The sequence below is a fragment of the Actinoplanes subtropicus genome, from assembly GCF_000721705.1.
Lineage (GTDB): Bacteria > Actinomycetota > Actinomycetes > Mycobacteriales > Micromonosporaceae > Actinoplanes > Actinoplanes subtropicus.
In genome coordinates, this window is record NZ_JOJL01000020.1 from 302965 (window position 1) to 329470 (window position 26506).

General features: G+C 68.8%; 26 protein-coding genes and 1 pseudogene. 17 read left to right on the plus strand and 10 right to left on the minus strand.

Annotated elements, in window-relative coordinates; translation table 11 throughout:
• Positions 1 to 38: 38 nt before the first annotated feature.
• From IH26_RS56135 to IH26_RS0126655, 3 genes are read left to right on the plus strand one after another with little or no spacing between them, the layout of a single operon-like run.
• The gene (locus IH26_RS56135; RefSeq protein WP_169789823.1) at positions 39 to 1517 is read left to right on the plus strand and encodes a sensor histidine kinase; all 1479 of its coding nucleotides are present in this window, start codon (positions 39 to 41) and stop codon (positions 1515 to 1517) included.
• A complete protein-coding gene (locus IH26_RS0126650; RefSeq protein ID WP_051808522.1) occupies positions 1514 to 1996 on the plus strand; it encodes a response regulator in 483 nt (160 codons plus the stop codon). The genes IH26_RS56135 and IH26_RS0126650 overlap by 4 nt, the downstream gene beginning before the upstream one ends.
• Positions 1997 to 1999: 3 nt before the next feature.
• On the plus strand, positions 2000 to 3976 hold the full coding sequence (locus IH26_RS0126655) for a hybrid sensor histidine kinase/response regulator (RefSeq protein WP_051808523.1): 1977 nt from the start codon (positions 2000 to 2002) through the stop codon (positions 3974 to 3976).
• Between the two features lie 382 nt (positions 3977 to 4358).
• Here the strand turns inward: IH26_RS0126655 and IH26_RS0126660 are convergent, their stop codons facing one another.
• Positions 4359 to 4817, minus strand: coding sequence for a response regulator (locus tag IH26_RS0126660; protein ID WP_051808524.1), 459 nt, complete (start codon positions 4815 to 4817; stop codon positions 4359 to 4361).
• A gap of 125 nt (positions 4818 to 4942) precedes the next feature.
• On the opposite strand from IH26_RS0126660, the gene IH26_RS0126665 reads away from it, so the two are divergent.
• The 4 genes and pseudogenes from IH26_RS0126665 to IH26_RS54055 all read left to right on the plus strand — a co-directional run.
• Positions 4943 to 6319 carry a sensor histidine kinase gene (locus tag IH26_RS0126665; RefSeq protein ID WP_169789824.1) on the plus strand — a complete coding sequence of 459 codons (1377 nt, stop codon included), beginning with the start codon at positions 4943 to 4945 and terminating at the stop codon, positions 6317 to 6319.
• A gap of 650 nt (positions 6320 to 6969) precedes the next feature.
• Positions 6970 to 8103 (plus strand): GGDEF domain-containing protein, encoded by a 1134-nt coding sequence (locus IH26_RS56140; protein ID WP_030438986.1) that lies wholly within the window; start codon positions 6970 to 6972, stop codon positions 8101 to 8103.
• Positions 8104 to 8151: 48 nt separating this feature from the next.
• On the plus strand, positions 8152 to 8691 hold the full coding sequence (locus IH26_RS0126675; protein ID WP_030438987.1) for a GAF domain-containing protein: 540 nt from the start codon (positions 8152 to 8154) through the stop codon (positions 8689 to 8691).
• A gap of 34 nt (positions 8692 to 8725) precedes the next feature.
• Positions 8726 to 9927, plus strand: a pseudogene (locus IH26_RS54055) (putative bifunctional diguanylate cyclase/phosphodiesterase); the annotation flags it as partial.
• On the opposite strand, the gene IH26_RS64615 reads toward IH26_RS54055, so the two are convergent.
• The gene (locus tag IH26_RS64615) at positions 9851 to 10126 is read right to left on the minus strand and encodes a hypothetical protein (RefSeq protein WP_157437407.1); all 276 of its coding nucleotides are present in this window, start codon (positions 10124 to 10126) and stop codon (positions 9851 to 9853) included. The pseudogene IH26_RS54055 and the gene IH26_RS64615 sit on opposite strands and share 77 nt — an antisense overlap.
• Positions 10127 to 10320: 194 nt before the next feature.
• On the opposite strand from IH26_RS64615, the gene IH26_RS0126685 reads away from it, so the two are divergent.
• The 3 genes from IH26_RS0126685 to IH26_RS0126695 all read left to right on the plus strand — a co-directional run bounded on the left by IH26_RS0126685 (position 10321) and on the right by IH26_RS0126695 (position 12115).
• A complete protein-coding gene (locus tag IH26_RS0126685) occupies positions 10321 to 10554 on the plus strand; it encodes a hypothetical protein (protein WP_030438988.1) in 234 nt (77 codons plus the stop codon).
• Between the two features lie 98 nt (positions 10555 to 10652).
• Positions 10653 to 11240 carry a carboxymuconolactone decarboxylase family protein gene (locus IH26_RS0126690; RefSeq protein ID WP_030438989.1) on the plus strand — a complete coding sequence of 196 codons (588 nt, stop codon included), beginning with the start codon at positions 10653 to 10655 and terminating at the stop codon, positions 11238 to 11240.
• Positions 11237 to 12115 carry an RNA polymerase sigma-70 factor gene (locus IH26_RS0126695; RefSeq protein ID WP_030438990.1) on the plus strand — a complete coding sequence of 293 codons (879 nt, stop codon included), beginning with the start codon at positions 11237 to 11239 and terminating at the stop codon, positions 12113 to 12115. Before IH26_RS0126690 ends, IH26_RS0126695 begins: the two co-directional genes overlap by 4 nt.
• A gap of 16 nt (positions 12116 to 12131) precedes the next feature.
• On the opposite strand, the gene IH26_RS0126700 is transcribed toward IH26_RS0126695, so the two are convergent.
• Entirely contained in the window at positions 12132 to 12554 is a 423-nt protein-coding gene (locus tag IH26_RS0126700) for a hypothetical protein (protein ID WP_157437408.1), read from the minus strand.
• Between the two features lie 242 nt (positions 12555 to 12796).
• On the opposite strand from IH26_RS0126700, the gene IH26_RS0126705 reads away from it, so the two are divergent.
• Positions 12797 to 13597 carry a pentapeptide repeat-containing protein gene (locus tag IH26_RS0126705; RefSeq protein ID WP_245665539.1) on the plus strand — a complete coding sequence of 267 codons (801 nt, stop codon included), beginning with the start codon at positions 12797 to 12799 and terminating at the stop codon, positions 13595 to 13597.
• Between the two features lie 125 nt (positions 13598 to 13722).
• Here the strand turns inward: IH26_RS0126705 and IH26_RS0126710 are convergent, their stop codons facing one another.
• Positions 13723 to 13929: a hypothetical protein gene (locus tag IH26_RS0126710; protein ID WP_030438993.1), complete on the minus strand. Its 207-nt coding sequence runs from the start codon at positions 13927 to 13929 to the stop codon at positions 13723 to 13725.
• A gap of 147 nt (positions 13930 to 14076) precedes the next feature.
• Here IH26_RS0126710 and IH26_RS0126715 point away from each other — a divergent pair, with 147 nt between their 5' ends.
• The 3 genes from IH26_RS0126715 (at position 14077) to IH26_RS62245 (ending at position 19044) form a co-directional block, all read left to right on the plus strand.
• Positions 14077 to 16890, plus strand: a complete 2814-nt coding sequence (locus IH26_RS0126715; protein WP_084599083.1) for an ATP-binding protein — start codon at positions 14077 to 14079, stop codon at positions 16888 to 16890.
• 78 nt (positions 16891 to 16968) lie between these two features.
• Positions 16969 to 17598, plus strand: a complete 630-nt coding sequence (locus IH26_RS58280; protein WP_157437409.1) for a hypothetical protein — start codon at positions 16969 to 16971, stop codon at positions 17596 to 17598.
• A 1044-nt stretch (positions 17599 to 18642) separates the two neighbouring features.
• Positions 18643 to 19044, plus strand: a complete 402-nt coding sequence (locus IH26_RS62245; protein ID WP_211268753.1) for a hypothetical protein — start codon at positions 18643 to 18645, stop codon at positions 19042 to 19044.
• A gap of 401 nt (positions 19045 to 19445) precedes the next feature.
• Here IH26_RS62245 and IH26_RS0126735 read toward each other — a convergent pair whose 3' ends face one another.
• A complete protein-coding gene (locus IH26_RS0126735; protein ID WP_030438996.1) occupies positions 19446 to 20033 on the minus strand; it encodes a hypothetical protein in 588 nt (195 codons plus the stop codon).
• 382 nt (positions 20034 to 20415) lie between these two features.
• On the opposite strand from IH26_RS0126735, the gene IH26_RS0126740 reads away from it, so the two are divergent.
• Positions 20416 to 20955 carry a hypothetical protein gene (locus IH26_RS0126740; protein ID WP_030438997.1) on the plus strand — a complete coding sequence of 180 codons (540 nt, stop codon included), beginning with the start codon at positions 20416 to 20418 and terminating at the stop codon, positions 20953 to 20955.
• Positions 20956 to 21129: 174 nt separating this feature from the next.
• Here the strand turns inward: IH26_RS0126740 and IH26_RS0126745 are convergent, their stop codons facing one another.
• Positions 21130 to 21816 (minus strand): hypothetical protein, encoded by a 687-nt coding sequence (locus IH26_RS0126745; protein WP_157437410.1) that lies wholly within the window; start codon positions 21814 to 21816, stop codon positions 21130 to 21132.
• A 456-nt stretch (positions 21817 to 22272) separates the two neighbouring features.
• Positions 22273 to 22638, minus strand: coding sequence for a hypothetical protein (locus IH26_RS0126750; RefSeq protein ID WP_157437411.1), 366 nt, complete (start codon positions 22636 to 22638; stop codon positions 22273 to 22275).
• Between the two features lie 150 nt (positions 22639 to 22788).
• On the opposite strand from IH26_RS0126750, the gene IH26_RS0126755 reads away from it, so the two are divergent.
• Positions 22789 to 22968 carry a hypothetical protein gene (locus IH26_RS0126755; protein ID WP_030439000.1) on the plus strand — a complete coding sequence of 60 codons (180 nt, stop codon included), beginning with the start codon at positions 22789 to 22791 and terminating at the stop codon, positions 22966 to 22968.
• 14 nt (positions 22969 to 22982) lie between these two features.
• Here IH26_RS0126755 and IH26_RS0126760 read toward each other — a convergent pair whose 3' ends face one another.
• Positions 22983 to 23822: a hypothetical protein gene (locus IH26_RS0126760; RefSeq protein ID WP_030439001.1), complete on the minus strand. Its 840-nt coding sequence runs from the start codon at positions 23820 to 23822 to the stop codon at positions 22983 to 22985.
• A 266-nt stretch (positions 23823 to 24088) separates the two neighbouring features.
• Complete coding sequence (locus IH26_RS0126765; protein WP_030439002.1) at positions 24089 to 24877, minus strand: tetratricopeptide repeat protein; 789 nt, start codon at positions 24875 to 24877, stop codon at positions 24089 to 24091.
• A 366-nt stretch (positions 24878 to 25243) separates the two neighbouring features.
• Here IH26_RS0126765 and IH26_RS0126770 point away from each other — a divergent pair, with 366 nt between their 5' ends.
• Positions 25244 to 26134, plus strand: a complete 891-nt coding sequence (locus IH26_RS0126770; RefSeq protein WP_157437412.1) for a hypothetical protein — start codon at positions 25244 to 25246, stop codon at positions 26132 to 26134.
• Positions 26135 to 26138: 4 nt separating this feature from the next.
• Here the strand turns inward: IH26_RS0126770 and IH26_RS0126775 are convergent, their stop codons facing one another.
• The gene (locus tag IH26_RS0126775; protein WP_030439004.1) at positions 26139 to 26327 is read right to left on the minus strand and encodes a HEAT repeat domain-containing protein; all 189 of its coding nucleotides are present in this window, start codon (positions 26325 to 26327) and stop codon (positions 26139 to 26141) included.
• Positions 26328 to 26506 lie beyond the last annotated feature (179 nt).

Consider the following 26506-nt stretch of genomic DNA (forward strand, 5'->3'; position numbering starts at 1 on the left):
GGCAGATGGTGGTCTCGAAGCCCGGTGAGGAGCACCCGATGCCTTCGACTGAACTCGGCGCCTCGGCTGCTTCCCCGCGGTCTTCCTCGAGCGTGCCCTTCAGCGGGCCGACCGAGTCGGTGTCCGTGGCGCCTGCCAACACGCCGGGCTGGGCGGCACTTGCGGTTGCCGTCGCGACTGCTGCCACCGTCGGCCTACTCGCGGTGGTGGTGGGGGGCGCCATTGGGCGCCCCGATCTCGCCGGCGCTGTGGCCGTCTGCGCCGACCTGATCATCCTTGTTCTGTTCGGCGCGGTCGCCGTACGCGCCGGCCGGGCGCAAATGCAGGGCCGGGCGGCAGCCGAGTCAGATGCCCAAGCCAGCCACAATCAGCTGCAGAAGCTGATCGACAACACGGCCGCGGTCATCTACATGAAGCGCATCGACAACGGCCGCTACCTGCTGGTGAACCGGGAGTGGGAGCGGCTGTTCAAGGTCGGCCGGGAACGGGTGATCAACCTCACCGACCAGGGTGTGTTCCCGCCCGAACTCGCCGCCGAGTTGCGGGAGAACGATCTGTGGACGGCTCGGCAGGGCCGTACGGTGCAGTTCGAGGAGACCGCGCAGACCGACATCGGCCCACGTACGTACGTCTCGGTGAAATTCCCGGTCTTCGACAGCAAGGCCGAGCCGTACGCGGTGTGCGGCATCTCCACCGACATCACCGAGTGGAAGCAGGCCGAGCACGAGGCCCGCACGCTCGCCGCGGAGCTGGAGACCCGGGTACGCAACCGCACCGCCGAGTTGGAAGCCTCGAACAAGGAGCTGGACGCGTTCGCGTACACCGTCTCGCACGACCTGCGCGCTCCCCTGCGCTCGCTGCACGGCTACAGTCAGGCACTGCTCGACGACTACACCGACCAGCTGGACGAGGACGGCCGTGAGTATCTCGGCCGGCTGCAGGCCAACGTGGCCCGGATGGGCCACATGATCGACGACCTGCTGAACCTCTCCCGCTCCACCCGGGTGGAACTGGTCCGCAGCGACGTCGACCTCGGCGCGATCGCCCACGAAATCGCCGAGGAACTCGCCACCGCCGACCCGCACCGGCAAGTGAAGGTGATCGTGCACGACGGGCTCAGGACTCACGCCGACCCCGACCTGCTCTTGCTGTTGCTGCGCAACCTCATGGCGAACGCGTGGAAGTTCACCGGCCGCAACGCGGAACCGGTGGTCGAGGTGGACCAATGCGAACGCGCCGGCGAGACACTGTTCGTGGTCCGGGACAATGGTGCCGGCTTCGACATGCGGTACGCGGACAAGCTGTTCACCGCGTTCAAGCGGCTGCATCCGGCCGCCGAGTTCGAGGGCACCGGTATCGGGCTGGCCATCGTGGCCCGCATCGTGCACCGCCACGGCGGTCGGGTCTTCGCCGAAGCCGTACCCGACCAAGGCGCGAGCTTCTACTTCTCGCTGGAGGGACCAATGAACGAACAACCCGGGCAAGCCGCCCGGCCCGCCTTGGTCGGCGCGAAATGAGTACGTCTCAGGCCGCCGAAGCGCCCATCCGGGCGGCGCCGAACGACGGCACCATCCTGCTCGTGGAGGACAGCCCGGACGACGTCGTGCTGACCAAGCGGGCGCTACGGAAGAACAACATCGGCAACCGGGTCATCGTGGCCGACGACGGCGAGCAGGCGATCGAATACCTGCTGCCCGCCAACGGCAAACCGATCGTGCCCGAGCTGATCCTGCTCGACATCAATCTTCCCAAACTCAGCGGCCTGGATGTGCTGCGCGCCATCCGCAGCGATGAGCGCACCAAGTATCTCTCCGTCGTGGTGCTGACTACCTCGAGCGAGGAACAGGACATCGTCAGCAGCTACGACCTCGGCGCCAACAGCTACGTCCGCAAGCCGGTCGAATTCGACAACTTCCTTGAGGCTGTCCGCGTCCTCGGCCTCTACTGGCTGCTGGTCAACCAGACCGCGGCGCACACCCGCGGCACGGCGGAGTAGGCGGTGCCACGCACGGCGCACCTGCTGCTGCTAGAGGACAGCCCGGACGACGCCTTCTTCATTATCCGAAGGTTGCGCCACGACGGCCTCGAGGTCACCTTCGAACGCGTCGAGACGATCGAAGCCATGCGTCAGCAACTGCGCGACCGCCCGCCGGATCTGGTCATCTCCGACGGCCACATGCCCGCCCTGGAGGTCGTCGACGCGCTCGATCTGCTCCGCAGCACCGGCCTGGACATACCGCTCATCCTGGTTTCCGGGCAGATCGGCGAAGAGGCAGCCGCGGCCTTGATGCGTGCCGGTGCCCGCGACTTCGTCCTCAAGGACAACCTCAGCCGCCTGGTTCCCGCCGTCTGCCGGGAACTCGACGAGGCACACGACCGACGGCACCGGCGGGAGATCCAAGCTGCCCTGGACGTCATGGAGGAACGCTACCGGCTCGTCGCCGAGCACCTGCAGGACGTCGTGTTCCGGCTCCGGCTGCGCCCCGAACCCGAGGTCGAGTACATCAGCCCGGCGGTGACAACCCTGATCGGCGCCACTCCGGAGGAACTGGCGCGCGACCCCGAACTTCTGCTGACCGCCGCGGATCCCCAAGACCGGGAACAATTCCTTGCCTCGTGGTACTCGGACAGTCCCCAGCGCAACGTATTGCACTGGCATCGACCGGGCGGCGACGACGCCTGGGTGGAACAGCGCACCATTCCCGCGTACGGCGACGACCACCGCCAGGTCGGCGTCGAGGGCATCCTGCGCGACGTCACCGAGCAAGTCCGCGGTGAGAACGAACGCCGCGACCTGCAACACCAACTGCACCAGGCCGAACGCCTCGACTCGCTGGGACAGCTCAGCGGCGGGATCGCCCATGACTTCAACAACATCCTCGGCGTGATCAAGGGGTTCGCCGACCTCGTCCTCGATGCGCTGCCCGCCGACCACGAATGCCGTGATGACATCGAAGGCATCGAACGCGCCGCCATGCAGGGCACGGCACTCACCCGGCAACTGCTCATCTTCAGCAGGTCACAGCCGTCGCAACCGGAGGTACTGGACCTCAACGAAGTGCTCACCCACTCGCTCACCCTGCTGCGCCGCACCATCGGCGAGGACATCACCTTCGCCGTCGAACTGGAACCCGACCTGCCATTCGTTGCCATCGATCGCAGCCGGCTCGAGCAGATCATCATGAACACCGTGGTGAACTCCCGCGCCGCCATGCCCGACGGCGGCAGCATCACGGTCAACACTTCCACCCGTCCCGCCGGCGAGGATCCTGCATACCCCGAATTGTCCCGCGGCGAGCACATACGCCTCTTCGTCGAAGACACCGGCCACGGCATGCCACCCGAAGTCGTCCAGCACGCCTTCGAACCGTTCTTCAGCACCAAAGGCCCCGGCAAAGGCACCGGCCTCGGCTTGTCCACGGTCTACGGCGTCGCCAAAGAGGCCAACGGCGCCGTGGACCTTTGGTCCGAGCCCGGCCGGGGCACCCGCCTGACCATTTACCTGCCGACCTGCGCTCGGCAGCAGAAGACCGTCGACACCCTCGACGAGCCGGACCGTCCACCCCCGGCCACCCGGATCGTCGTGGTCGACGACAACGACGACATCGCCCGGGTCGCCTCAAGAGTGCTCAGCAACGCCGGCTACGAGACGACGGTGACCACCACGCGGCTGGACGCTCTCGCCGTGCTCTCGCAGTCACCGGTCGCGCTGGTGCTCGCCGACATCGTCATGCCCGGCATGAGCCTGCGCGACTTCGTGACCGCCATTCACGACACCGCCACTGGGACCCGAATCCTGCTGATGTCCGGGTATCCGGCACACCTACACAAGGAAATCGACACCGACCCAGCGGATCTGCCGGTTATCGCCAAGCCGTTCGACAGCACTCGCCTGCTGCACGACATCGATGCTTGCCTTCGCCCCCACCGCACCACTGATCCGCAAATGCACCTTCGAGCGGAATCCGCGCGATAGTCGGGCAGCCGCCGCGTCGGCGTGCACGTCTTCCTGTCGTGCCGCAAGGCCTGCTCGTCGGTTCCGACACCGACCAGTTCGCCGACGAATATCACGGTCGCACAGGCCCGTTCCCCGTAGCCGAAGCAGGCCGACACCCGCCTGCTATCTCGCCGTCGCCAGGCACCCGTGTCGCGGATCCCGCCGCACTTCCTCGACAACCGATTCGCGCGTCGACCCGGGTACTGCGAAAGGCTGCCGGGTGCCGGGCCCTGCACGCTACTCGTGCCGGGCGCCGCGGGTACGCGAATGAATCGTATCGGACGGGTGCTCAGGGTCATTGACGCTGGCGTCGATCGCCGCCTGGTCGAGGCGGGCGCCCCGTGGACTCGGAGACGCGAGGCTATCTGCCGCAGGATTGCAGCAGCCAGTTCACGCGGCGCAGCATCTCGGCCTGACGGAATGGTTTGACCAGGTAGTCGTCCGCGCCGGCGGCGTAACCCCGGTCGACGTCGTCTGGCTGCCCGTGCCCGCTGACCATCATGATCGGGATCTGAGCGGTGTTGGGGTGAGCGTGTAGTTCATGGCAGACCCTGAGGCCATCGAGGTACGGGATGGTTACGTCGAGGATGATCATGCGTGGGCGTTGCCGTAGGGCGATGTCGAGCGCCGTCTGACCGTCGCCGACGCCGATCGTGTCGAACCCGGACATGTGCAGGTTGAACGCGATCGCGTCGCGGACGTCGTCATCGTCGTCGGCGATCAAGATCGCCGGTGTTGCCGGTTGCGGTGCCGGAACCAGGCTCAGGGCCCTGACGGCGGGGCCGGTGCACTCGTAGGGGTTAGCGTAGGCCAAGTTCATTCGGAAACCTCCTGATGCTGGTAGCTCGTCTGGCTCACTCGGCCCGGGGTCATCGGCCTGGACAGGCGTGCCGAAAGCAAAGTTCCGGTTGCATGTGGGGTGCAGCGCGGCCAGGAAAGTCGACGATGGAAAACGGTCAGGTTTTGGGCCGCCGTGCCGACGCACCTCGCATGATTCTGAGATTGACTGCCGTGCGCTGCGCCGTGGTGCTGACGATCGTGGCGGCCGCTGCTCTTACGGTCGATCAGCGCCCCGCTGTCGTACTCGGCTGCCTACTCGCCTTAGTGGTTGCCGGGTTGGTTGCCGTGGGCCGGCACCGCGCCGACATCGCCGCTCTCACCGCCGCCGGGGCGCGGTCACGGGCCAGGGCAACCATGCTGGAAGCAGTCATCAACCGCATCGACGTGGGTGTGCTCGTCGTCGATGGAAGCGGCGACCCCGTGGTACGCAACACGGCCGCCGAGAAGATGCTGGGCGCCGATTTGTACCTGCCCGACGACGCCACGCCGTTCCCCGCCGAGGAATTGCCTTGGACACGGGCGTTGCGTGGCGACCGTTGCGAACAGGTCGAGATGCTGCTGCGCCACCCGGATCAGCCGGACGCGGTTACGCTGAGTGTCTCTGCTTTCCCGCTGCCGGACGAGACCGGTGTTCCCCGCGCGATGGCCACGATCCACGACATCACCGACCGCGCGGCGGCAGACGCCCGGACGGCCGCCACGATCACCGACCTGCGCGCCTTCGCCAAGGTCGCCGCTCACGACCTCAAGTCCCCGCTGACCGCTGTCGCCGGCTTCGCCGAACTGCTCGAGGACAGCCTACGCGCCGAAGCCGACCCGGCGGCGTTGCGCCCCACCGCCTCCCGCCTGGTCGCTGGCATCGAGCGGATGCACCGGCTGGTGGACGACATCCTCGTCTACGCCACCGCCCGCGACGGCCGCATCGACCTGGGACCGGTCGATCTCAACGAGGTCGTCGGCGAGGTGATCGCCGAACGCACCGCGCACCTGCGTACCGGCGGTGACCCCACGCTGTTCCCGGACATCTACCTCGGCCCGCTGCCCGTCGTGCACGCCGACGCCAGCATGGCCAGGCAGTTGCTGGACAACCTCATCGGCAACGCCATCAAATACACCCTGCCGGGCCGGCCGGCCCGCATCGACATCTCCGCCCACTCCCGCCAGGGCGATCAGGACTGGATCCGCGTCGAGATCGCCGACCGGGGCATCGGCATCCCCGCTGCCGACAAGCCGCACATCTTCACCTCCTACCACCGTTGCAGCGACCACGCCCGCGGCTACACCGGCACCGGCCTCGGCCTGGCCATCTGCCAGCGCATCGTCGAAAGACACGGCGGAAGGATCGGCGCATCGGACAACCCCGGCGGCGGCACCCGCTTCTGGTTCACCATGCCCACCGCACCCATCAGCGAACCCAGCACGGCAACAGCCACCAACCACATCGCCCGAACAGCGGATCCGACGCGAAGCCGTGTCGGCTGAACCGGACCACCCGGCCGCCCCTTGCCTGGCCAACTGCCGAATGACCGCCACGGGGTCTGGTGTCCGTCGCGCCATGAACGTGCGCCGGCCCCGACAGCGGTCGGGAGCAAAGACGCTTTGGGAGCCCTGTTCAGAAACCTGGCGGAGGCTGGTGCGTGGTCCCGCGTGAGGGTGACGATGCGTAAGGGCGGTCGTCCGGTGGGGTTCGCCCGGGTTGTGCGGATTCAGGAAGACCTCGGTGGACGGCCGCCGCGTAGTGAGCGTATGACCGGGCTGTATCCGGACGAACTCGCTGGCCGGATTCTGGCGGTGTCCACCCTTGTGGGCGACTGGCAACCGAAGACCGGCCGACGCAAGGTCCCGGGCCTGCAACGGGCGGTGGTGCTGACCTTGTTCCTGCTGCGGCACGACAACGAGGCTCTCCGAGTAACGGCGTCCACCTATTGCTGCTGTTGCCAGCACGGACCACCTGATCAAGACATTCAACGGCCTCGCCGACCTACGACTGACGGGTTGACTGCCCATCCGTAGGCCTCAAGGCCACGCCGCCTGCGCCGAACGGGATCGGACACGGGCCGCACGAGCCCCGGCGAAACACGGTGATCATGAGCACGAACTGGCTATCTCGCCGAGGCATCCGCCGCGGCGCCATGGCCGGGCTCGCCGTCGGTATCGCCACGCTGGCGACGCTGGCGATCGGCGGCACCCGCAGCACGCAGCAGGCCACCGCCCGGGTCCGGGCCTCGAACGAGGTGGTCAGCGCGTGGGAAAGCGTCTTCGTCGACCTCAGCGAGGAGGACGAGGCGCTGAACGCCTACTTGGCGACCGGGACCGAGCTGGACCGCACCGCGCTGCTCGCCGCGATCGGCTCGGCCGACCCGAATCTCAATTGGCTGGCCGGGAACAACGGGAATGAGGAGGCCTTCCAGGTCGTCCAGATCCGCCGCGACTACGCGAGGTATGAGAACACGTTGCGCGCCGTCGTGACGGCGGGCGAGCAAAACCGGCAGGCCGAGGTCGTCGCCAACGTCCAGCCGGCCGCGCTGGAGTTCGCCGGGCTGCGCCGCACCTCGGTCGCGAACGTCGAGCGCCAGCGCCGCGAGATCGAGGCTTACCTGGCCGCGGTGGATGGGCGGAACCGGGCCCTGCGCTCCGCCGCCGTGGCGATCATCACCGTCGACCTCGGTACGTTCGCGCTGTGCGCAGCGATTCTGGTCGGCTACCAGCGGCGAGTCGAGCGTGCCGCGGAGAACAGCCACCACCAGGCCACGCACGACGCGCTCACTGGGCTGGCCAACCGCGTGCTGTTTCACGACCGGGCAGAACCGGCGCTACGCATAGCGGCCCGGACCCGCCAGCCGGTCGGCCTAGTTGCCCTCGATCTCAATGGCTTCAAGCAGGTCAACGACACCCTCGGACACCACAGCGGCGACCTGCTGCTGAAGCACGTGGCAGGCAGGCTGAACGAATGCATCCGCGAAACCGACACGATCGCCCGCCTCGGCGGCGACGAGTTCGCAATCGTGCTGCCGAACGTCACCTCGGTAGCCGACGCAGCCGACGTGGCCCGGCGGGTCCTTGAATCCATCCGGCAACCGCTCCAGCTCGACGGGCAGCCTGCGGAAGTGGGGGCCAGCATCGGCGTGGCCGTCTTCCCCGAGCACGGTGACGACCTCGAGGTACTGCTGCACCAGGCCGACGCCGCCATGTACGTCGCCAAGCGCGGGCGGCTCGGCGTCTGCATCGCGGCGAAACCCGCCGAACCCGTCGCCTCGGCCGCCTGAATGGCAGGACACACTTCGATCCCCGGCCGGACTGCCGAACGAAAGAGCGTGCGCAATGTCCACGAGCCGGAGGCAATTAGTCGGACCTCGCCGGCGACGCCGGAGGAGACGGTGTTGCTGCTGGGTTCGCGGGTGCAATTGTTGGAACGGGTCCTTGCCGTGCAGCAAGCGGCGATGCGACGGGCGTCGTTGCAAGAGGTCTTCGACGCAGTGACGGCAGGCGCGCATGGATTGCTCGGCGACGAGATCGGCAGCCTGCGGCTTCGCGATCGAACCGACCCCAGCATGCTGCAACTGGCATCGGCCTACGGCATGCCGGACCGGGTGGCGTGGCAGTCGTGGCGCATGCCCCTCGACGGATGCGGCGCCGCGGGTCAGGCGATTCTCCGAGACGAGGTCGTGGTGATCAACTGCTACGACCACTCACTGAACGGTATCCAGGAGCTGGCCGAGAACGGCGTGCGCGCGGCGATGGCCGCACCCGTCAGGGACGGCGGCACGGCGATCGGCAGCCTGTCCGTGGCGTCCCGCCGGCCCGGACGGGGCCTACAGCACCACCGACCAGGCTATGCTGGCCACCTTCGCTGAACACGTCGGCCTGGCGATCGCCGACGCCCGCGCGATGGACGGCCTGGCACAAGGGTTCCGCGACCCGTTGACCGGCCTGGCGAGCCGGGCACTGTTCAACGACCGGCTGGCCCATGCTCTCGCGTGCGCGGAACGGGATCAGACCAGGACCTCGGTCCTGACAGTGGATCTCGACCGCTTCCAGGGCGTGAACGACTCCCTCGGCCACGCGGTCGGGGATAAGCTCCTTGCCGCCGTCGGCGAGCGGTTGCGTGGTTGCGTGCGGACGACCGACACGGTGGCCCGGCTCGGCGCCGACGAATTCGCGATGCTCCTGCACGACGTGGAACTGCGGGATCGGGCGGTCATCGTCGCCAGCCGGGTGCTGCAGGTCCTCCGCGAGGCATTCCCGATCAACGGCCGGGACGTCGTCATCGACGCGAGTATCGGCATCGCGTTCGGCGCCGTCGGCCAGCAGGACGCCGAGACGCTGCTGCAGTACGCCGATCTGGCGTTGCACACCGCGAAGAAGAAAGGCAAGGGCCGTTTCGAGGTCTTCGAGCCGGTCATGCACGCGACCCTGAAGAAGGGCGCCGACCTGGAGAGCGACCTGCGGCTGGCAGTCGACCGCGGCGAGTTCGTCCTGCGCTACCAGCCGATCGTCGCGCTCCACTCCAGCCGGGTCAGCGGCTTCGAGGCACTCGTCCGGTGGATGCATCCCAGCCCGGGATGGTACCGCCACTGGATTTCATCCCGCTCGCGGAGGAAACCGGCCTCATCGTGCCGATCGGAACCTGGGTGCTACGCGAGGCCTGCCGGCAGACCGCGGAGTGGAACCGCAGGCGGGCCGCAGCCGACCCGGTGTCGATCAGCGTCAACCTGTCCGCCCGCCAATTGCAGCAACCGCACCTGCCGGAGCTCGTCGCCGAAGTGCTAGCCAACACCGGCCTGACCGGCCCCTGTCTGACCTTGGAGCTCACCGAGTCGCTACTGGTCGACGACGTTGAAACCACCGTCACCCGGCTGAAGGAGCTCAAGGCGCTTGGGGTCCGGCTGGCCATCGATGACTTCGGCACCGGCTACTCGTCGCTGGCCTACCTGCGCCGGTTCCCGATCGACATCCTGAAGATCGACAAGCTGTTCGTCGACGCGGTCGCCACCGAGACGCCCGAGTCCTCGCTCACCGGAGCGATCGTGCACCTGGCCCGGACCCTGCGTCTGTCCACCGTCGCCGAGGGCATCGAATCGCTGGAACAGTGCGGGCCGCTTCGCGACAGCGGCTGTCAACTCGGCCAGGGCTACTACTTCGCCAGACCGCGTACAACTTGGTGATCGTCTCCTGCACCAGGTCGTCGGCCTGGTCGTCGTCGCCGCACAGCAGGATGGCCAGGCGTCTCAGCGCGGGAATTCGCCCCGACGCGTACGCCAAATAGTCATGCTCTTGATCTTCGGTCATCGCCTCTCCCCGCCGATGTCCACCACTAGACGGAGAACGGCCTCGAAAGGTTGTACGGGTCCGATCTTCTGCCCGTTGACGTAGCCGGCGAGCGTGGTGACGCTATTACTTCCCGCGTACGCCTGCGGCACCGCCCGCCCGTCGTCGACAGCGCGAGAAGGTAGTACGTCGCCACGCCGAGCGCCCGGGCGGCGATGCCGACCAGGCCCGACGAGCCGGCGACCAGCCGGAGGCGACCCGGACTCGAAGTCGTCGCCGCCGAACTGGCCGCGGCCGGCGGCGACCAGGTCAAAGGCCTTGCCGGGTACGAGCGGCGGATGCGCCCGTTCGTCGCCCTCAACCAGGCACTGGCCACCGAGAACCCGGGCCGGGGCGCGTCGGAGGAGTCCGGCGAGCGCGCGAAGCGTGCCATCTCCCTCGACGAGTGACCCGCCGGTTCGGTGTCACATGTGCCGGGCGGCCGGTGTCTCCATGGCGCGACGGTCCACCACCCGTCGACACAGCCATCGACACAGGAGGCGACATCGTGCACACGACCCGGATTGCGCCGGCCGAGATCACCGGCGCGAAGGGAACGCTGATCAAGTGGATGATCGGGAAGAAGCTCGGCAAGGTGCCGACCGCGTTGGGCATCTACTGGCACCACCCCAGGGTGCTGTTCGCCACTTTCGGCCTGGGCGGCAAGCTGCAGAAGTGGGACGCCTGTGACGAGAGCCTGAAGTCGTTCGCCCACATGGCGGTCGCCTCGCTGGTCGGCTGCACCTGGTGCCTGGACTTCAACTACTTCGAGACCCGCAACAAGGGGCTCGACGTGGAGAAGGCGCGGGAGATCCCGCGGTGGCGGGAGGCGGACGTCTTCACCGCGCTGGAGCGAGACGTTCTGGAGTACGCCGAGGCGATGAGCCAGACACCGCCGACCGTGACCGACGACCTGGTGGACCGGCTGCACGCCCAGCTGGGACCGGCCGCCGTCGTCGAGCTCACCACGGTGATCGCCTTCGCGAACATGAGCACGCGCGGCAACGTGGCGCTCGGCATCGAGTCCGACGGCTTCGCCGCGGCGTGCGGCCTGAAGCCACTGGCCGAGCGGCCGCGAGTAGCGTCCGCCTCATGAGCGAGGACCCCTTCATCGCCCACCGCAGCCTGCTGTTCACGGTCGCGTACGAGATGCTCGGCTCGGCGGCCGACGCCGAGGACGTGGTGCAGGAGACCTGGTTGCGGTGGGCGGGGCTGGCCGAAGCGGAGCGCGGCGAGGTCCGGGAACCTCGGGCGTACCTCGTACGGATCGTGACCCGGCTCTGCCTCAACCGGCTGCGCACGCTCGCGCGCCGCCGCGAGGAGTACGTCGGCGAGTGGCTGCCCGAGCCGGTGCTGACCAGCCCGGACGTCGCCGAGGACGTCGAGCTCGCGGAAAGCGTGTCGATCGCCATGCTGGCGGTTCTCGAGACGCTGCTCCCGACCGAACGCGCGGTCTTCGTGCTCCGCGAGGTCTTCGACGTGCCGTACGACGAGATCGCCGCGGCCCTGGACAAGTCGCCGGCGGCGGTGCGCCAGATCGCCGCGCGGGCTCGCAAGCACGTGGCCGCCCGTCGGCCGCGGATGTCGGTGAGCCGCACCGAACAGCAGCGGGTGGTCGAGCGGTTCCTCGCCGCGATGACCACCGGCGACGTGCCCGGACTGCTCGAGGTGCTGGCCCCCGACGTGCTCGTCGTCGGCGACGGCGGCGGCCTGGCCCCGACAATCCCGAAGCCGGTACGCGGCGCCGCGAAGCTCGCCCCGGTGATGGCCCGCTTCGCCGAGCTCGTCCCCGGCGCCACGGCCTACATCGTCGACCTCAACGGCGGCATCGCGGCACGCATCGACCCCGGCGGCGAGAACGACACGGCCATCTCGTTCGTCATCGAGGACGGCCGGATCACCCAGATGTACGCGATGCGCAACCCCCGCAAACTCGAACGGCTGGACGAGGTCGCCGACCTGCGACGGTGACTCACCCGGCGGTGGATCAGCGGCCTCGGCGCAGCCTGCCCGCGGCGGCGACGGCGGCAAGCAGCAGAACCATCAGGCACACGCCGGTCGGCAAACCCCAGGCGACGTCGTACGGGTCACCGACCGGCCCGGTGCCGGCCCCCTGATCCTGCAGAACCCAGGCAAGCTGATGCGACCCGTCGCCCTCGGTGGCGTGGTCGCGGGCGATCTCGGACAGCCATCCCCACCCTGCGACAGCGAGGGCCACGACGATGCCCGCCACCGTCCACCGGTTGCCGGGCCCCCGCCGGGCAAATGCCCAGCCGCCGACCACCGTCAGACACAGCAACACCGCAAGCCAGGAGAAATACGGACCGGTCCAGGCCGAAGCCGCGCCGCCGTCCACCCGCCGAGTCCACCACGGCGCAAAGCTCACGGCGGCAAGCAGAAACCCCAGCACGACCGCCGCGCCTCGTACGCGAGACAACGACGGACTATCCGGCATGACTCCATTATGGTCAGCGCCTGGACAGGTGTGACCGGCGTGCAGCCGACGGCGCAAATGGCTCCCGACAGTGCTGTTGTGCCCTATGGGGCGAGGGCGGAGGACCGCGCAAGCAAGCCAGCCGGATGCTCGGGCTATCGATACGTTGGCTTGGCGGCCGTCGCGATAGAGTGCGCACGTCGAAGGAGGGCGTGAAGATGGCGGCTCGCTGGCGCGTTGCGGCCGTCGGGCTTGCGGCCGTGGGCGCGGTTGCCATCGTCACCGTACTCCCGGCCTGGCTGCTCGCTGTCGACGTCGGCGCCGCGAAGATGGCCGCCATGACGCCCGTCGACCGCGCATCGAGCGTCAATGCCATCCGCGGACAGATCTTGCAGGCGCTGGGTGCCATCGCTGTGTTGTCCGGCGCCGTCCTGGCCTGGCGCCAGCTGCAACACTCGGCCGCTGCCACCCGCGAGCAGCTCATGGTGCAGCGCGAGGGCCAACTGACCGATCGGTACACCAAGGCCGTCGAGCAACTTGCCCACACTGACACAACTGTGCGGATCGGCGGGATCTACGCCCTCGATCGCATCGCCCGCGAATCGGCCGACGACCGACCCAATATCGTCAACGTTCTCGCCGCCTACCTCCGATTCACCTCTCCCTGGCCGCCCTCCGACGGGCAGACCGCCGCCGTCGACCTCCCTTTGCGGGTCCGCCGGCCCGACGCCCAGACGGCCCTGACAGTGCTTTGTCGCTGGAACTCGGCCGATCTCCATCCGACGGAGTGGTTGACCGCCGATCTCACCGGCACTGACCTGCGCCACGGCAACCTGGAGGGCGGCGTGCTGTGGCACATCAGGTTCGCAGCCGCAAATCTCACCGGCGCCAATCTTCGCAATACAGATCTGCGAGGCACCGACTTCACCGAGGCCGTGTTGGACGGCGCTGACCTCCGTGGGGCGACGGCGGACGAAACGACATGGTGGCCCGACGGGTCACCGTTGAGCCATAGCTGACCGCTACCCGTACCCGAAATGGGAACGGGCACTCGGCTGCTTCCGAAGCCACGGAGCTCGGGCGAAAGCGAGCGTGATCTCCATGTTCGACGCGCGCTCGTGCCGCTGCGACCAGCGCGCGGACGTCACTCAAGGTGATCGCAATACGGATTGCACTTGCGGCCGAGTGAGTGATCAAGGTCCTGGAGAACGTGTCCGAGTCGCTCGGCCTCCTCGGCGGTCATCGGAGTGACGGGCGCGCCGGCCGCGACATGTTCCCCGAGCTCATACAGCACCGCGTACAGGTCTTCAGCGGTTGCCCGATCCAGCCGCAGGACAATGTCGCGTTCCACCCGGCAACCTTACTTTCCATGCCGCTCCGCTGTTCCCGATCAAGCCGATGTCTCCGACGAGCGTGCGCTGCGTGCGGCGGTGGCCGCTTACCTGGGCGCTGGTGATGTGTGGAAGGTGCAGGCGCGTGGAGGCGCACAATACGGTGCATGGGTCTGGCTGTGGTCGGGCGTGACCGGCAGCTTGCGGAGCTGAGTCGGCTGGTTGTCGAGGCTGCCGGCGGCAATAGTGCGCTGGCGGTGATGTCGGGTGAGGCCGGCATCGGCAAGACGACGATGTTGTCGTGCCTGGCGGAGTCGGCCAGAGGTGTCGGGATGCCGGTCTTGGCTGGGCGGGCCGCAGCGGATGAGGGCGCACCGGCGTTTTGGCCTTGGTTACGCGTGCTGGCGCAGGGGAACGAGCTGGGTCTGTCGCCGGGGTTGCTCGATCTCGGTGGTGGGCCGGCGGCGCAGGCTCGGTTTGTGGCGGTGGAGCGCACGGCGCGGGCGCTGGTTGCGGCCGCGGCGCCGGCCGGTCTGCTGGTCATGCTGGATGACCTGCAGTGGGCGGATGACGCGACGGTGCAGTTGCTGCGTCATGTGTGCGCCGAGTTGCCGGGCTCACGCTTGCTGGTGGCCGTAGCTACCCGGGACATGTCCCGGCTGGGATCGGTGTCGGCTCTGCCGATCGCCTGGACCCTGGAGTTGCCGCCGCTGACCGTGCAGGACATCGACGTGTACGTGCGGTCGGTGGCCGAGCGGCGGGTGGATGGGTCCTGGCTGGCGTACGTGAGCCGGATGACCGGCGGGAACCCGCTTCTGGTCCGGGAGTTGGTGCGGACGCTGGTGGCTGAGGACCAGTTCGCCGGCTCGGCGGCGGCCCGGCCGGCGCCGGCGTCGGCGCGGTCGGTGGCGGGTGCCCGGCTCGAGCTGGTCAGTGACGGGTGCCGGTGGCTGCTGGGTGGGTGCAGCGTGCTCGGGGACGAGTTCGATGTGCCGCTGCTCGCGGCGGTGGCCGATCGGGGTGCTGAACAGGTCGCCGATTGGCTGGCCGAAGCGGTGCGGGCCGGCGTGTTGGTCGAGGGCCCGGACGTTCCGACGGTGCGTTTCGCTCACGCTCTGGTCCGTCAGGCTCGGTATGACGGGTTGGTGCGTGCCGATCGGACCTGGTGGCATCGCCGTGCGGCCGATGTGCTGGAGGCCCGGCCGGGGTTGGCCGGCCACGCTGGTGAGGTGGCTCGGCATCGGATTCGGGCCGCCGAGGACGCCGAGAGCTGCCGGAAGGCGGTCATCGCCTGCTCGGCCGCGGCCGAGGCGGCCGGGCGGTCACTGGACTGTGCGGATGCCGCGCACTGGTACCGGAGGGCGGTCGAGCTGGTGGCCGGTGCCGAACTGGGCGCGGCCGAACACGCGGAGTTGCTTCTGGGTTTGGCCGAGGCCGAGTACGTCGAGGTTCAGGTGAGTCAGGCGCTGCGGCATTGCGTCACGGCCTCGGAACTCGGCGCCGGGCTCGGTCGTGCCGACCTCGTGGCGAGGGCCGCGCTGGTGGTACGTGGCATCGGCGGCGAACCGCCGAACCGCGTGGTCGCTCAGCTGTGCGCCCAGGCACTGGCGTTGCTGGATGATCGGGACCGCGACCTGCGCGCGCGGGTGCTGGCCCAGCAGGCGCTGGCGCTCGCGGAGGCCACCGAGGAAGCGCCGGACGACGAGGCGCTACGGGACGTGGGGGCGCTGGCCGACCGCGCCATGGAGTTGGCGGAGCGCGGCAGCGATCCGACGGCGCTGGTCGACGCGTTGCACGCGCGGGAGAAGCTCATCGGCGGGCCGGCCGCCGGCGCCGAGCGGGTCGATCTGGGCGGACGGCTCCGTAGGATCGGCAGCGTCGCCGGGCGCCCCGACGCGGCGCTCTGGTCGCACCTGTGGCGCATCGACGGGAATCTGCATCGCGGCATGGTGGCCGAAGCGGACGCCGAGATCGCCGGTCTGGCCAGTCTGGCCCGGCGGCTGGGTTGGCCGGTGGCCCGCTGGCACCTGCTCAGAGCACAGGCCGCCCGGGCGATGCTGGCGGGCCGGTTCGCCGAGGCCGAGCAACTCGCCGTCGCCGGCCGGGAGCTGGCCGACCGGTGCGAGGATCCCTCGATGTACGGCCAGTACATCGCCTACACCTTGGACATCCGCCGCAAGACCGGCCGGTTCGACGACGAGCCGGATCTGACTGCGTCGGCGCAGACCAACCCGCGACCGATAGTGCTGGCGATCGCGGCCGAGTACCGGCTCACGGCCGGCGACGCCGACACCGCACGCGCCTTGTTCGCCCGCCTGGTACCGACATTGGACACGCTGCCGATGAACATCCGCTGGTCGGCCATCGTGGCGATCGCCGGCGAGCTGGCCGCAGCCTTCGACGACATCGCCACCGCGACCCGATGCTACCGGCGGCTGCTGCCGTACGAGAACGGCTACCTGGCCTCCAGCTATGGCTACCGCGGCGCGTACGCACGCATCCTCGGGATCCTGGCCGGCGCGGGCGGCGACCACGACACGGCGATCCGGCACCTGCAGAACGCCGAGGCGATGGAGCAACATGTCGGCGCCCCGGCCGAACGGGCGATGGCCCAGCTGGCCCACGCCCGAGTATTGCGGGCACGCGCGGGCCGCGGCGATCAGGAGCGCACGATCGCCCTGCTCGAACAGGCCGCCCGTACCGCGCGCCGGCTGGGCATGGCACCCACCCTCACCGCGGCGACCACCCTGATCCATGAGATCACCGGCGTCTCCCCCGACGCGGCCGGCTCGCTGACCGCCCGGGAACGCCAGGTCGCGCTGCTGGTCGCCGACGGCCTGGCCAACCGGGCGATCGCGGAGCGGCTGGCGGTGTCCGAGCGGACCGTCGAGACGCATGTCCGAAACCTGCTGACGAAGCTCGGCCTGACCAACCGGACCCAGGTCGCCGCCTGGACCCTACGTGCCGGTCTACGTAGCTGAGCTCAGTACACCCACTGATGCCCCAACCACCCGGCCGAGCCCACCATTGCCGGTACCAACGACCCGGAGGTGGGCATCATGCTCGCACGACTGCAGACCGTGGCAGCGCGTCCCCGAACCGACGACCAGGATCAGCTCGTCACGCAGGTGACCAGCATGATCTCGGCACATCCAGGATTCGCGGGCTTGGCGATGCTCCAAGACGACGAAGGCGCCGGCACCATGCTGACCCTCTGGCACACCCGGGAGGACGCCGAACTCGCGTCCGAGAGATCCCGGGCCGCCCGTGGCCCCCGACCGTTCACCCTGCTCAGCGACGACATCTACGAGATCGATGACGACGTGACCGGCCCCGCCTCGACCCAGCGCGCGGAAGCCGCGTTCGTCGGCCACTTCGACGGGCCACTGAGCCCCGCCCGCGTCGCCGCCGCCCGCCGCGGTGGCCGCGACCGCATCCGGCCCGCTCTGCACCAGGTCCCGAGCCTGGTCCGCACCCTGGTGCTCTGGCACCCCATCGACAGCAAGATGGCGGTCGTTCACCTCGTCACCTCGATCGAGGGCCTGCAGGACGTGACCGCCGCGGTCACCTCCACCGAGCTGCTGGCGGGCGAGGATCCGTCCCTGCTGACCGGACCCGACCGAGTGCAGGCCCATCGGGTGCTGTCCTACCTGCTCCCCGCCCCGGCAAACCCGGTGCCGGAGCGGTAGTTCGCCGTCCGTCCGCGACCACTGCGAGCCGCAGCACCGAGGCCGGCACGGAAGCCCGACCAGAGCAGGCCAAGGCCGGGACGGCAAGCGGCGAACACCGCCTCGCACTGGTCGCGGGGCGCGTCCGGATCTGCCGCGTCGAACGTGCATCGGCTGTGCGGGACCGTCACTGTTCGTGCTCGCGTGGGGTCGGCGGCCGGTTGCGGGTACAACGCCCGCCGGCCTGATCACGGTACGGTGGCCAGACAGCTGGGCGGGATGCTGACGTACGCATCCCGCCGGCCGGCGGTGCGGACCCGGGCAGTCCTCGACGATGGGCGGCGCTACAAAGGAACTGGGCGTGGCTGGCGCGACAATTCGGCAAGCGGACGGGTCGCGGATTGAGTGCTACGAGGTGTTGGCCCTGACCCTCCTCGGGGCCCATCCGATTGCCTGACGCGCATTCGGCCTGCCGACCGTAGACTCCACGATCATGACGGTCGGCGTGGTGCTGGGCGAGGTGACGTGCCCGTCGGGACAGTTGGTGATCATGGATGGGGGCTACCTCGAGTTGTGGTCCGGCGCCGGCGTGCCGGACGACGAGGAGCAGCCGGCAACCGATTTCGCCATCGTGGGGCCGGACGCCGAGGCGGCCGGCGAGTCCTTCGATCGGCAGACCGGCACTCGGTTGTATGACATTCCTGATCACGGTGTTGTCCAGTTCACTGCGCTCTTCAACGAACACTGCCAGAGGCACGGGCACGACGCGCGCCTTCGTGCGTTCGAGCACCAGGTCCCGCATCGGGAACGGGTCCGGCATGCGGTCATGGCCCGCGAGCCGGGATTCCTCGTCTCGGGTGTTCCGGTGTTGTCGATCGAGGTGCCGGCCAGGTGGCCACTGGCGGTCACCGCTGTCCCTGGCGAGCACGGCTGGCGGTCGATGCGGGTCGAGCTCGGTCACGCCCCGGTGGCCGATTCCTGGACATTCTGGGAAATCAGGGTCGAAAAGGGCCCGATTCGTTTTCGCCGACGCGCTGAACTCGTGGGAGCACGTCCAGTCGCTGGATGGGCTGGCCGACCTGGTCTTTGGGGCCGAGACAAGAAAAGGTCGCTGCTGAGTTCGGCGCGCCCCGGCTCGCCGGCTCCGCCGAGGACGGGTACGGATGGGTCGATCTGCCGGTGGCGGAGGCATACCGGCGCGGGCTCGCGATCGAGATGCGCCGCAACGAACCCGGCGGCCCGAAATTCGCCTTCGACTTCCGACCCCATTCCCACCGCTGGCAAGTGATGAGCCTGGTCCGGGCCTCCGACCATGATGCCGGCGTGATCCAGGTCGACGGCGCGGACATCCTGATGGCGATGACCTCCGTCGGTGACGGCTTCTTTCCTGTCCATCTCGACGTCGACGCGGCCGGCCTCCCGGTCGCCCTCCGCATTGACATCACCGGCGAGGACCGATCCGGCTGACGGCACCGATGTCCACACGGTCGTGCGTACGGTTTTGCCGCTGATCGAGCGCTACTGTCCGTGATGTCCAGTCCGCGACGGAGCGTAGGCAGCAGGCCGTAGCCCGGCTCTGAACCGTGGACGAGAAGGTGCCGCGCATGCGCGCCAGCAGCGAGGTGGGCGCACTCCGATGGCGGCCGCGTTCCCCGCGCGCCGGCTACCGGAACTATCCTCGGCAGATCGACCTGGACCTGGCCAAATAGTCCTCGACGCCGTCCTGGCGTCAGGGTTTGCGGACGCGGCGCGACCTCAGGGTCATCGTGACGCCGGTGACCAGGCCGCCGAGCAAAAGGCCCCCGATCGCCGCCGCGGCGAGCCACCGCAGCCTCGGCCGGCCCGTTGGGGCAGCCTGCTTGTCGTCGCTAGGGAACTCGGTGCTCTCGGCGCGAGGGGACTCGGTGCGGGGGGGGTCCTTTGCCACCATCCGGCGGGCTTATCGATGTGACAGTCACCTTGGCCGCGGCCGCTTCCGGCTTTGCGGAGCCGCCGGCGGGTACGATGTTCGAGAGGATCGGACCACCGGTGTCCACTCTGGTGTGACCCTCTTCGCGGAACGCCGCGAGCGCGAGCCACCCGTTTGAGCTCACCTTGAGTTTGTATGTCGTGCTTCCGGAGTAGTAGTCCGGCTGGCCGGCCCACTCGGCGTCGGGAGCCGGCCGCTGGCAGTCGGCGACCTTCACCAGCCGGCTGCCGGCCGGGATGGCGTAGGTGGGGTAACCGACCGTCGTGTGTGGGACCGGTGCGTGGTCGCCGACGATCTGGAACAGGCACATCGCGGTGCCATCGTCGATGCCCGCGTCGTCGCCCATGGCGACGGTCACCGTGACAGTGGTGTCCGCCCGGATCTGCCGTCCGGAGATGGTCACCGTGTAATCCGACTTGGCCAGCGCGGCCGACGGTGTCGCGAGGATCAACGCGACGGCCCCGACGGACGCGAGGATGATGCGCATGACCGGCCCCCGTCCGCCGCCGACTCACCATGAACGTCCGGGTCGAGAATGCCAGGTGGTGGCAAGCCGCTCGTCAGACGATCGACGAGGAGCGCCTACACAACGTGACTTTCACCGGTGCGGCCCGCACCCGAATCTGCCGATGAGCGGACACCCGGTCCGCCGGAAGCTGCACCTGCCGCCGTAAGCCCCCGTGGCGCGCCCAAACTCTCCAAGGTCGACGCCGACTCGCAGATCTAGGGGCGTAACCGTCAGCGACGAACTGAAAGCCTTCATCCTCGCGCCGGCCCCGGCGCATGCTCGCCCGGAATAGGCAAAAGTCCCGGCAATCACGTGCAAGTAGCCGATGAGCGTACGTTCGCGCGGGTGCCATGATGCTCCGGTGTCTGTTCTGACCGACTACTTCGCCGCCGGCTCTGACGGTGTGGCGGCGACCGCCGTGGACTTCGTCGACTCGCAGCCGCGTTTGCTCGATCGCACGGCCGAGGATGTCGCGGCCGGCAAGACGCTGTACCAGGTATCACCGGATGAGGCGACGCGGCCTCGGGTCGAGATCGCACAATCGGGGACCCTCGTGGTGCAGTGCAAGGGTGTCGACCCGACCAGTCTGGCGCGGCTGGAAGAGATTCTCACCGGCCGCTCGTATGACGACGTAAATGCCGATCCTCGGCAGGCTGCCCTGATCGCACCGGCCGAGGAAGACGTCGATGGATGCATGGTGCTGTCAGTTACCGACACGCTCCGCGACGCCTTGGCGTCGTTGAAACCGGCGGCGCAGCCCCAGGTGGCACGGCAGTGGGCGAGCACAGAGTTCGCCGCAACCGCGGCGGACAGCCTCACGATGTTCCTGGCCGCCCTCACTGATTTGGCGCAGCGAGCCGTCGCCGACAACAAGCGGCTCTACTGCTACGTGGTCTTCTGACCTGTTCGGTCACACGGCCGCCGCGACGCCCACTCATGCCGCCGATCGGGGGCGACCGCCTGCTGTCCGTCACGCTGGGTGACCGACTCGCGTCGGGCAGCGCTTCCTCAACTGCCGATGTGCGGATGCCCAGCCTTGGTCAACGAGACAGGGCTGCCCTGTGCGGCTGCCGATTCAGCGGGATGTGAGCTGACGTAGTCCGTCGTCGGTGCCGATCGCTGGGCGGTAGTCCGGCCGCGCCGCGTACAGGTTGATCGCCCAGGCGGTGAAGCCGCGGTCGGCACCGGTCCGGATCGTCGTTCCTGGTCGAAGTCCGCGTCGTACGACCAGTTCAGGGCGTACGATATGCAGGTTTATGCCAGATTTTGTCGGCTTTGCGGTGGGGGTAGCCTCCCAGGGCACGAAGACGGAGCCGAAGAGCTGCCGGTCGAGCACGCCGTCGGGGCGCAGGAACATGCCGAACGGTCCAAGCACGCTGCGCCACTGCAACGGAAGAAGTAGCAGCGTCAGCACCACGGCGGCGATCTGGATCCAGGTCACGCCGTTGCTGAAGCGCGCATCTATGCCGACCAGGGCGGCGACCGCCACAGGCAGCACGGTGCCCATGCCGGCCGACAGGATCGCGTTGGCGTTGGGCGGCGTCGTGAAGGCACCGTCACGCACCAGGAACGTCTCGGGATGGCGCGCGTTGAGTGCGACGAGGCTGGTGATGGGTAGACCCAACCACAACACGAACAGCAGGATGGCGCTGACCTCGGAAACGGCCGAAATCTTCACCTGTGTGAGCGCCGCGAGGACGACCGCTGTCACCAGCACACCGATGAGAAACGCCAAGCGATGCGAGATGATCTTCGTCCACACGCGCAGCATCGTAGGACCATCGCCAAGTCTCGCCAACCAGCACAGGTTCCCATCCATCCGCCGAACAGTCGCCTTCCGCAAGCGCAACGGCTGGACGCGCACCTGCCAGTCGGCGCCCGCCTTACCTCACCCACGGTCGGCGGCTGATGGTGCGCCGGCCACGACAGTGGCTCCGAACGCCTGAATCAGCCCGAAGCTACCCACCCGGGCAGTGAATCCGACGTGATCGGGTACTCGGAGTAGCCGCGAATCGGTCGCTACGCAGCGTTGTGTTCGCGCCAGGTGGCCGGCGCGTACGAGTGTGGATGAGCGGCGTGCATGCCTACGTGGCGCGTACCGCAACCTCTGAGCGTCCATCGGCGCGCGGCTGACGCCTGACTCGCGTTGTCGCGGCGCCTGAGCGGCACCGCGTGGCCGGGTGGTGTAGGTCTGCCTATGTGGATCGCGGCCGGTTGGTCACTTCGATTGGACGGCGGTGCGGGCGGCCGGGTCGGCGGGAAGGTAGAGGGCGACGCGGTGCGCGGTGCGGGTTCGGGCTACGGGGACGCTTGCGCGGAGCGCGGTGACATCGCCGTCGGCGGGCAGTTCGACCCAGCGGCGGCCCAGTGTGGGCAGGGTTTCCAGGAGAGCCGCGTCGCCGCCGGCACGGGATGCCGCGGACCAGAAGTCGTCATCCGCGGGCGCCAACCCGGTGGCGTCCGGAAGCGCGTCGTAGCGCACCGCCAGGCCGGGCGCGGCCGGTGGCTGCGATTCGTTGTCCGCGGCCCGCGGTGCGATCCCGCCGTCGGCGACACCGCGGACCAACGCCCGGATCTTGACCACGTTCAGTACGGCGAGCGCCCCGGAGACGGCCAGCAAATGCGGGGGCGGCCGGGCTCCTGTGGTCGAGGCCCAAGGCCACGAAGGCTGCCACGATCAGTGCGATCGTCTGGGAGAGCGGTTTCGGGTCTGATGATCGCATGCGATACGGCGATGGTGGCATCCGCCTGGATCTCCTTCGCCGACGAGTGCGGACAGACGCTGAAGGCCTACAAGGCCACCGCCTGGGCGCCGAAAGGCGAGACACCAGTGGTGAAGGTGACCGCGAAAGGCACCGTGCGGGTCTCGGTCGCCGGGCTGTGCGCTACCGGCCCGGTGACCGCTCCTGGCTGATCTACCGCACGAAATCATCGACCGTCGCTGAGTCGGTTGCCCCGGCAGAACTCCCGGTGGTAGCGGTAACTCCGGAATCCGAGGGCGCCGTCCTGCGTCCACACCGTGACCGGATCCTGGTGTTCGGGGTTGTCCACTCCGCACAGGGGAAACGCCCATCCGGGCGCCGGGCCGCCACTCCCGGAGGTGCCCACCGACCGGTAAGTCTCGTACCACGACGGGCTCAGCGTCCGGACGGCCGGGATCTCCCGGAACATGAAGTCGAGTGCGCCCCCGGTCATCGCTTGATGGATCGACCCCGTGGTGCTCACCTCGGCGGTCTTCTCGGCCGGCCCGCCGCAGCACGCGCACATCTGCGGCCACTCGATCTGCCCGGGGAGCGCCGGCAACGGGATGAGCAGCGTTGGCCGGGGCATGAGCTGATTCGGGCCGAGCTCCTGGGTCTGCTCGTAGCCGACGACCAGGTACGCCAGGCAGCGTGGGCACTGTAGCGGCTCGGCGAACGGCCGCGCCGGCTGCTTGGCGCCGCAGACCACGCAGGTCGCGACGACCGAGGCCAGCGACGTGCCCGGCTGGTTCATCGTGTGCGCCGGGGTCGGCGGGCCGGGGTCATGGTCCCCTTCCGGCAGCCAGACCTCGGCGCTCAACGGCACGTCGGCGCCGGCTAGCCCGTCCAGGGCAAGCGCGATGATCAGGCCGATGGGCAGCACCGCGGTGACGGACGCGTACCCGACCAGGGTGCCGTCCAGCCCGCGCAGGAGAACCTCGTCGCCCTTGGTGACCTTTTCCCGGATCTGTCCGCGGGTGCGGAACTTCGCCGACTCCCGGGTCTCGCCCACGAGGCTCGTCAACACACACAACAGCCTGGCCACTCGGCCCGCTCCTTTCGATCAGCCTTCAATACGCGCCAGTCGTGCCTTGTCCTGCTGGAACCGGACGTGCTCCAGACCGCGTCCTCGGGCCACCTTCGTCGCAAACCAGCGGGAGAGGGTCGACAAACAGTCGCTGCCACCTCGGTGGCCGCCCCACAGCCAGCTGACGGCATACGACCGACCACAACACCGGAGACCGCACGCGCGTTCGGAAAAGAACGGGTATCGCTGTGATCCGGAAGCGTGGCCTACAGCCAGGACTCGCAGATCGCCACGTGGTCCTCGACCCACTTGACATCCTCGTGGTCGGGGTCGTCCAGGTCGCGTACCACGATGACTTCCTTCAGAATCGGGATCGCCTCGGCGAACCGCCCCAGCTCCATCAAGCAGACGCCGGCGACCGCGTCGGCTCGGGCGACGTCGACCGTGTAGCCGACGGTGAGCCAGTGTCCGCGAGCGGCCAGGATCTCGCCCAGCGCCTCCTCGTATCGGCCCCAGCGGTACAGGTATTCGCCCAGCGCGAGCCGGGCCCCTGGCCGCCAGCTCTGGTCGTCCGGAGGGTAGCAACTCACGGCGCCGCGCCAGTGCAGCTCCGCCCGCGCCTGGTCACCGGCAGCCTCGGCCAGCCGGGCCAGAGCCTGGTGAGTGTTCCTCGGAAAGCCGGTGCCGAAGTCCGTGGCCGGGAACACCGTCAGCGCCCGGCGGTACAGCTCCTCGGCCTCGGCGAAGCGCTCTCGGCGCTCCAGAAACTCAGCCAGGTCGTTGAGCCGCAACGCGGTGTCCCAGCGGTCCGGACCGACGTCGTCTTCTTTGACAGCGAGGGCTCGGATCAGGCACAGGTACGCCGTGCGGTGGTCACCCTGCTCTTCCAACTGCCTGGCCCGCCCGACCCAACCCGGCGAGTTGTCCTCGGCATCGCCCAGACCGATCACGACCAGCCGGGCGCCCGGGTTGTCGATCTCCAACGCCTTGCCGAACAGGTTCCGCGCCCGCAGCGCCGCAGCCTCCGACGACGGGCTGGCGTCGGACGGGGTCATTGAGGTATCTCCAAAATCTGATACACAAAGTCGAGTTCCCGGGACGCTACCAGGACGCGTCAAGGCTGCGACGCATGCTTGGGGATAGCTACGAAACCGCACAAAACGCGCCAGCCTTCTTGGCACCCACAATCGGGTATCCGATCATGCTGCCGAGCCGCGTAGACCTCTGACTACACGCCGGCCATCGATGCCCGCAGGCCCAGCGGCGAGTTGGTAACCTCCGCTTAGCCCGTTGGCGGCGCCCGGATCTGCCACATCAGCGGGTATCCAGGTCCTAGACGGATTCCTCTCAACGACTGCGGGTTGCGCGCCCGCCTCTCGGTGATGCACGATGGCCTGCGCCAACGATCATGGGAGCCGTCCGTGGCGACATTCCTTTGTGTCCTGTCCCACGTCGTCAGTTCCAGCCGGCCGGACTCCGCGCTGTTCGGTACCCGTGGGCGCCTGCGGCAGTCGGTGGCACCTGGGGACCTGGTCGCCGTGTACGCGCTGGACGGCACGCGACTGACCGCCGCCACCGCGACGTGGGTCAACGAGGACGCGACAGCGGTAGCGCTCAAACTCGACGCTGTCGCGGTCAAGGTCCTGCCGCCGAACACTGAGGTGTGGCGCTACGACGGCCCCGACGACCCCGGTCCCACCCCACCCCCGCGTACCGCCAACCGGCCGGCGTCGGCAGAGGATCTGCGGCAGCTGTCGTGGACCGCCCGGTTCGGTCGGCACGTCATGGGGACCTGCGTGAACTGCGGCACCGCGCAGCCGGCCCACCCCTCGGACACGCCGGTCCGTTGCCGGGGCTGCCGGGCGTACCTGGTCGTAGCCGCCGACGACACCGCCGAGGCCCCTGCGCACCAGGAGACAACCGGTCCGTCCTTCACGGTCGAGGTGAGCGCGCTCGGCGACTCGGTGGTGTGGCCACCGGTGTGTGCCTGCTGCGGCGGCCCGGCCGACCAGACCGTCGAAGTCGCGGAAATGATGTGGGACCGGTACGCCGGCACCGACAACCCGCTGGACCTGCTGTTCCGGGAAACTCGTGTGGAGCGGGCCGCTACCCCGTCCTGGTACGAGGTCGCCCGATCGACCGGTCCGGGTCAGCCGACCACGCACCTGTCGACCGGCCTGCGGTTCCCGCGGTGCGGGGTCAAGAACCACGACCATGACGACGTGGTCACCTACGCGCCGCGCGAGCACACCATCGGGTTCCGTGTGTACGGCTACTACCGGGCATTCTGCCGCCTCAACGACCTGGGCTGACGCGTTACCGGGTCAGCTCGCGGACCGCCTGCCGGGCCATCTCGCTGACCAGGTTCAGGTTCGTGGTCATCCGCGTGTCCGGCGACAGCGGGGCGTCGTCGTGCTCGGCCATCTCCCGCAGCAGCGGCAGCGCCTCGACCGCGCCCCGCTGCCCGAGCGCCTCCACCGCCAGGCAGCGGACATCCGGGACCACACCGATCCTTCTTGGACGACGTGGTCCCTCGCCGAGGGGGACACCGAGTCCGTAAGCCAGCCGCCCGGAGCCGCGCAACCCAACGGGGCGTAACCACGTCCGACCTTCGGCCGCCCCGCACGCGCCGTCACCCTCGGTGGCCGACCGGGGCCCAGCGGTGCTCGAACATGCCGATGAAC

Coding starts and splice junctions, on each gene's coding strand:
- IH26_RS0126665 (WP_169789824.1), top strand. CDS start 4,943: ATGGAAAACGGTCAGGTTTTGGGCCGCCGTGCCGACGCACCTCGCATG.
- IH26_RS62245 (WP_211268753.1), top strand. CDS start 18,643: ATGGGCTGGCCGACCTGGTCTTTGGGGCCGAGACAAGAAAAGGTCGCT.
- IH26_RS56135 (WP_169789823.1), top strand. CDS start 39: ATGCCTTCGACTGAACTCGGCGCCTCGGCTGCTTCCCCGCGGTCTTCC.
- IH26_RS0126695 (WP_030438990.1), top strand. CDS start 11,237: ATGAGCGAGGACCCCTTCATCGCCCACCGCAGCCTGCTGTTCACGGTC.
- IH26_RS58280 (WP_157437409.1), top strand. CDS start 16,969: ATGCTCGCACGACTGCAGACCGTGGCAGCGCGTCCCCGAACCGACGAC.
- IH26_RS0126660 (WP_051808524.1), bottom strand. CDS start 4,817: ATGAACTTGGCCTACGCTAACCCCTACGAGTGCACCGGCCCCGCCGTC.
- IH26_RS0126650 (WP_051808522.1), top strand. CDS start 1,514: ATGAGTACGTCTCAGGCCGCCGAAGCGCCCATCCGGGCGGCGCCGAAC.
- IH26_RS0126755 (WP_030439000.1), top strand. CDS start 22,789: ATGGTGGCATCCGCCTGGATCTCCTTCGCCGACGAGTGCGGACAGACG.
- IH26_RS0126715 (WP_084599083.1), top strand. CDS start 14,077: ATGGGTCTGGCTGTGGTCGGGCGTGACCGGCAGCTTGCGGAGCTGAGT.
- IH26_RS56140 (WP_030438986.1), top strand. CDS start 6,970: ATGGCCGGGCTCGCCGTCGGTATCGCCACGCTGGCGACGCTGGCGATC.
- IH26_RS0126765 (WP_030439002.1), bottom strand. CDS start 24,877: ATGACCCCGTCCGACGCCAGCCCGTCGTCGGAGGCTGCGGCGCTGCGG.
- IH26_RS0126735 (WP_030438996.1), bottom strand. CDS start 20,033: ATGCGCATCATCCTCGCGTCCGTCGGGGCCGTCGCGTTGATCCTCGCG.
- IH26_RS64615 (WP_157437407.1), bottom strand. CDS start 10,126: ATGACCGAAGATCAAGAGCATGACTATTTGGCGTACGCGTCGGGGCGA.
- IH26_RS0126705 (WP_245665539.1), top strand. CDS start 12,797: ATGGCGGCTCGCTGGCGCGTTGCGGCCGTCGGGCTTGCGGCCGTGGGC.
- IH26_RS0126685 (WP_030438988.1), top strand. CDS start 10,321: ATGCCGACCAGGCCCGACGAGCCGGCGACCAGCCGGAGGCGACCCGGA.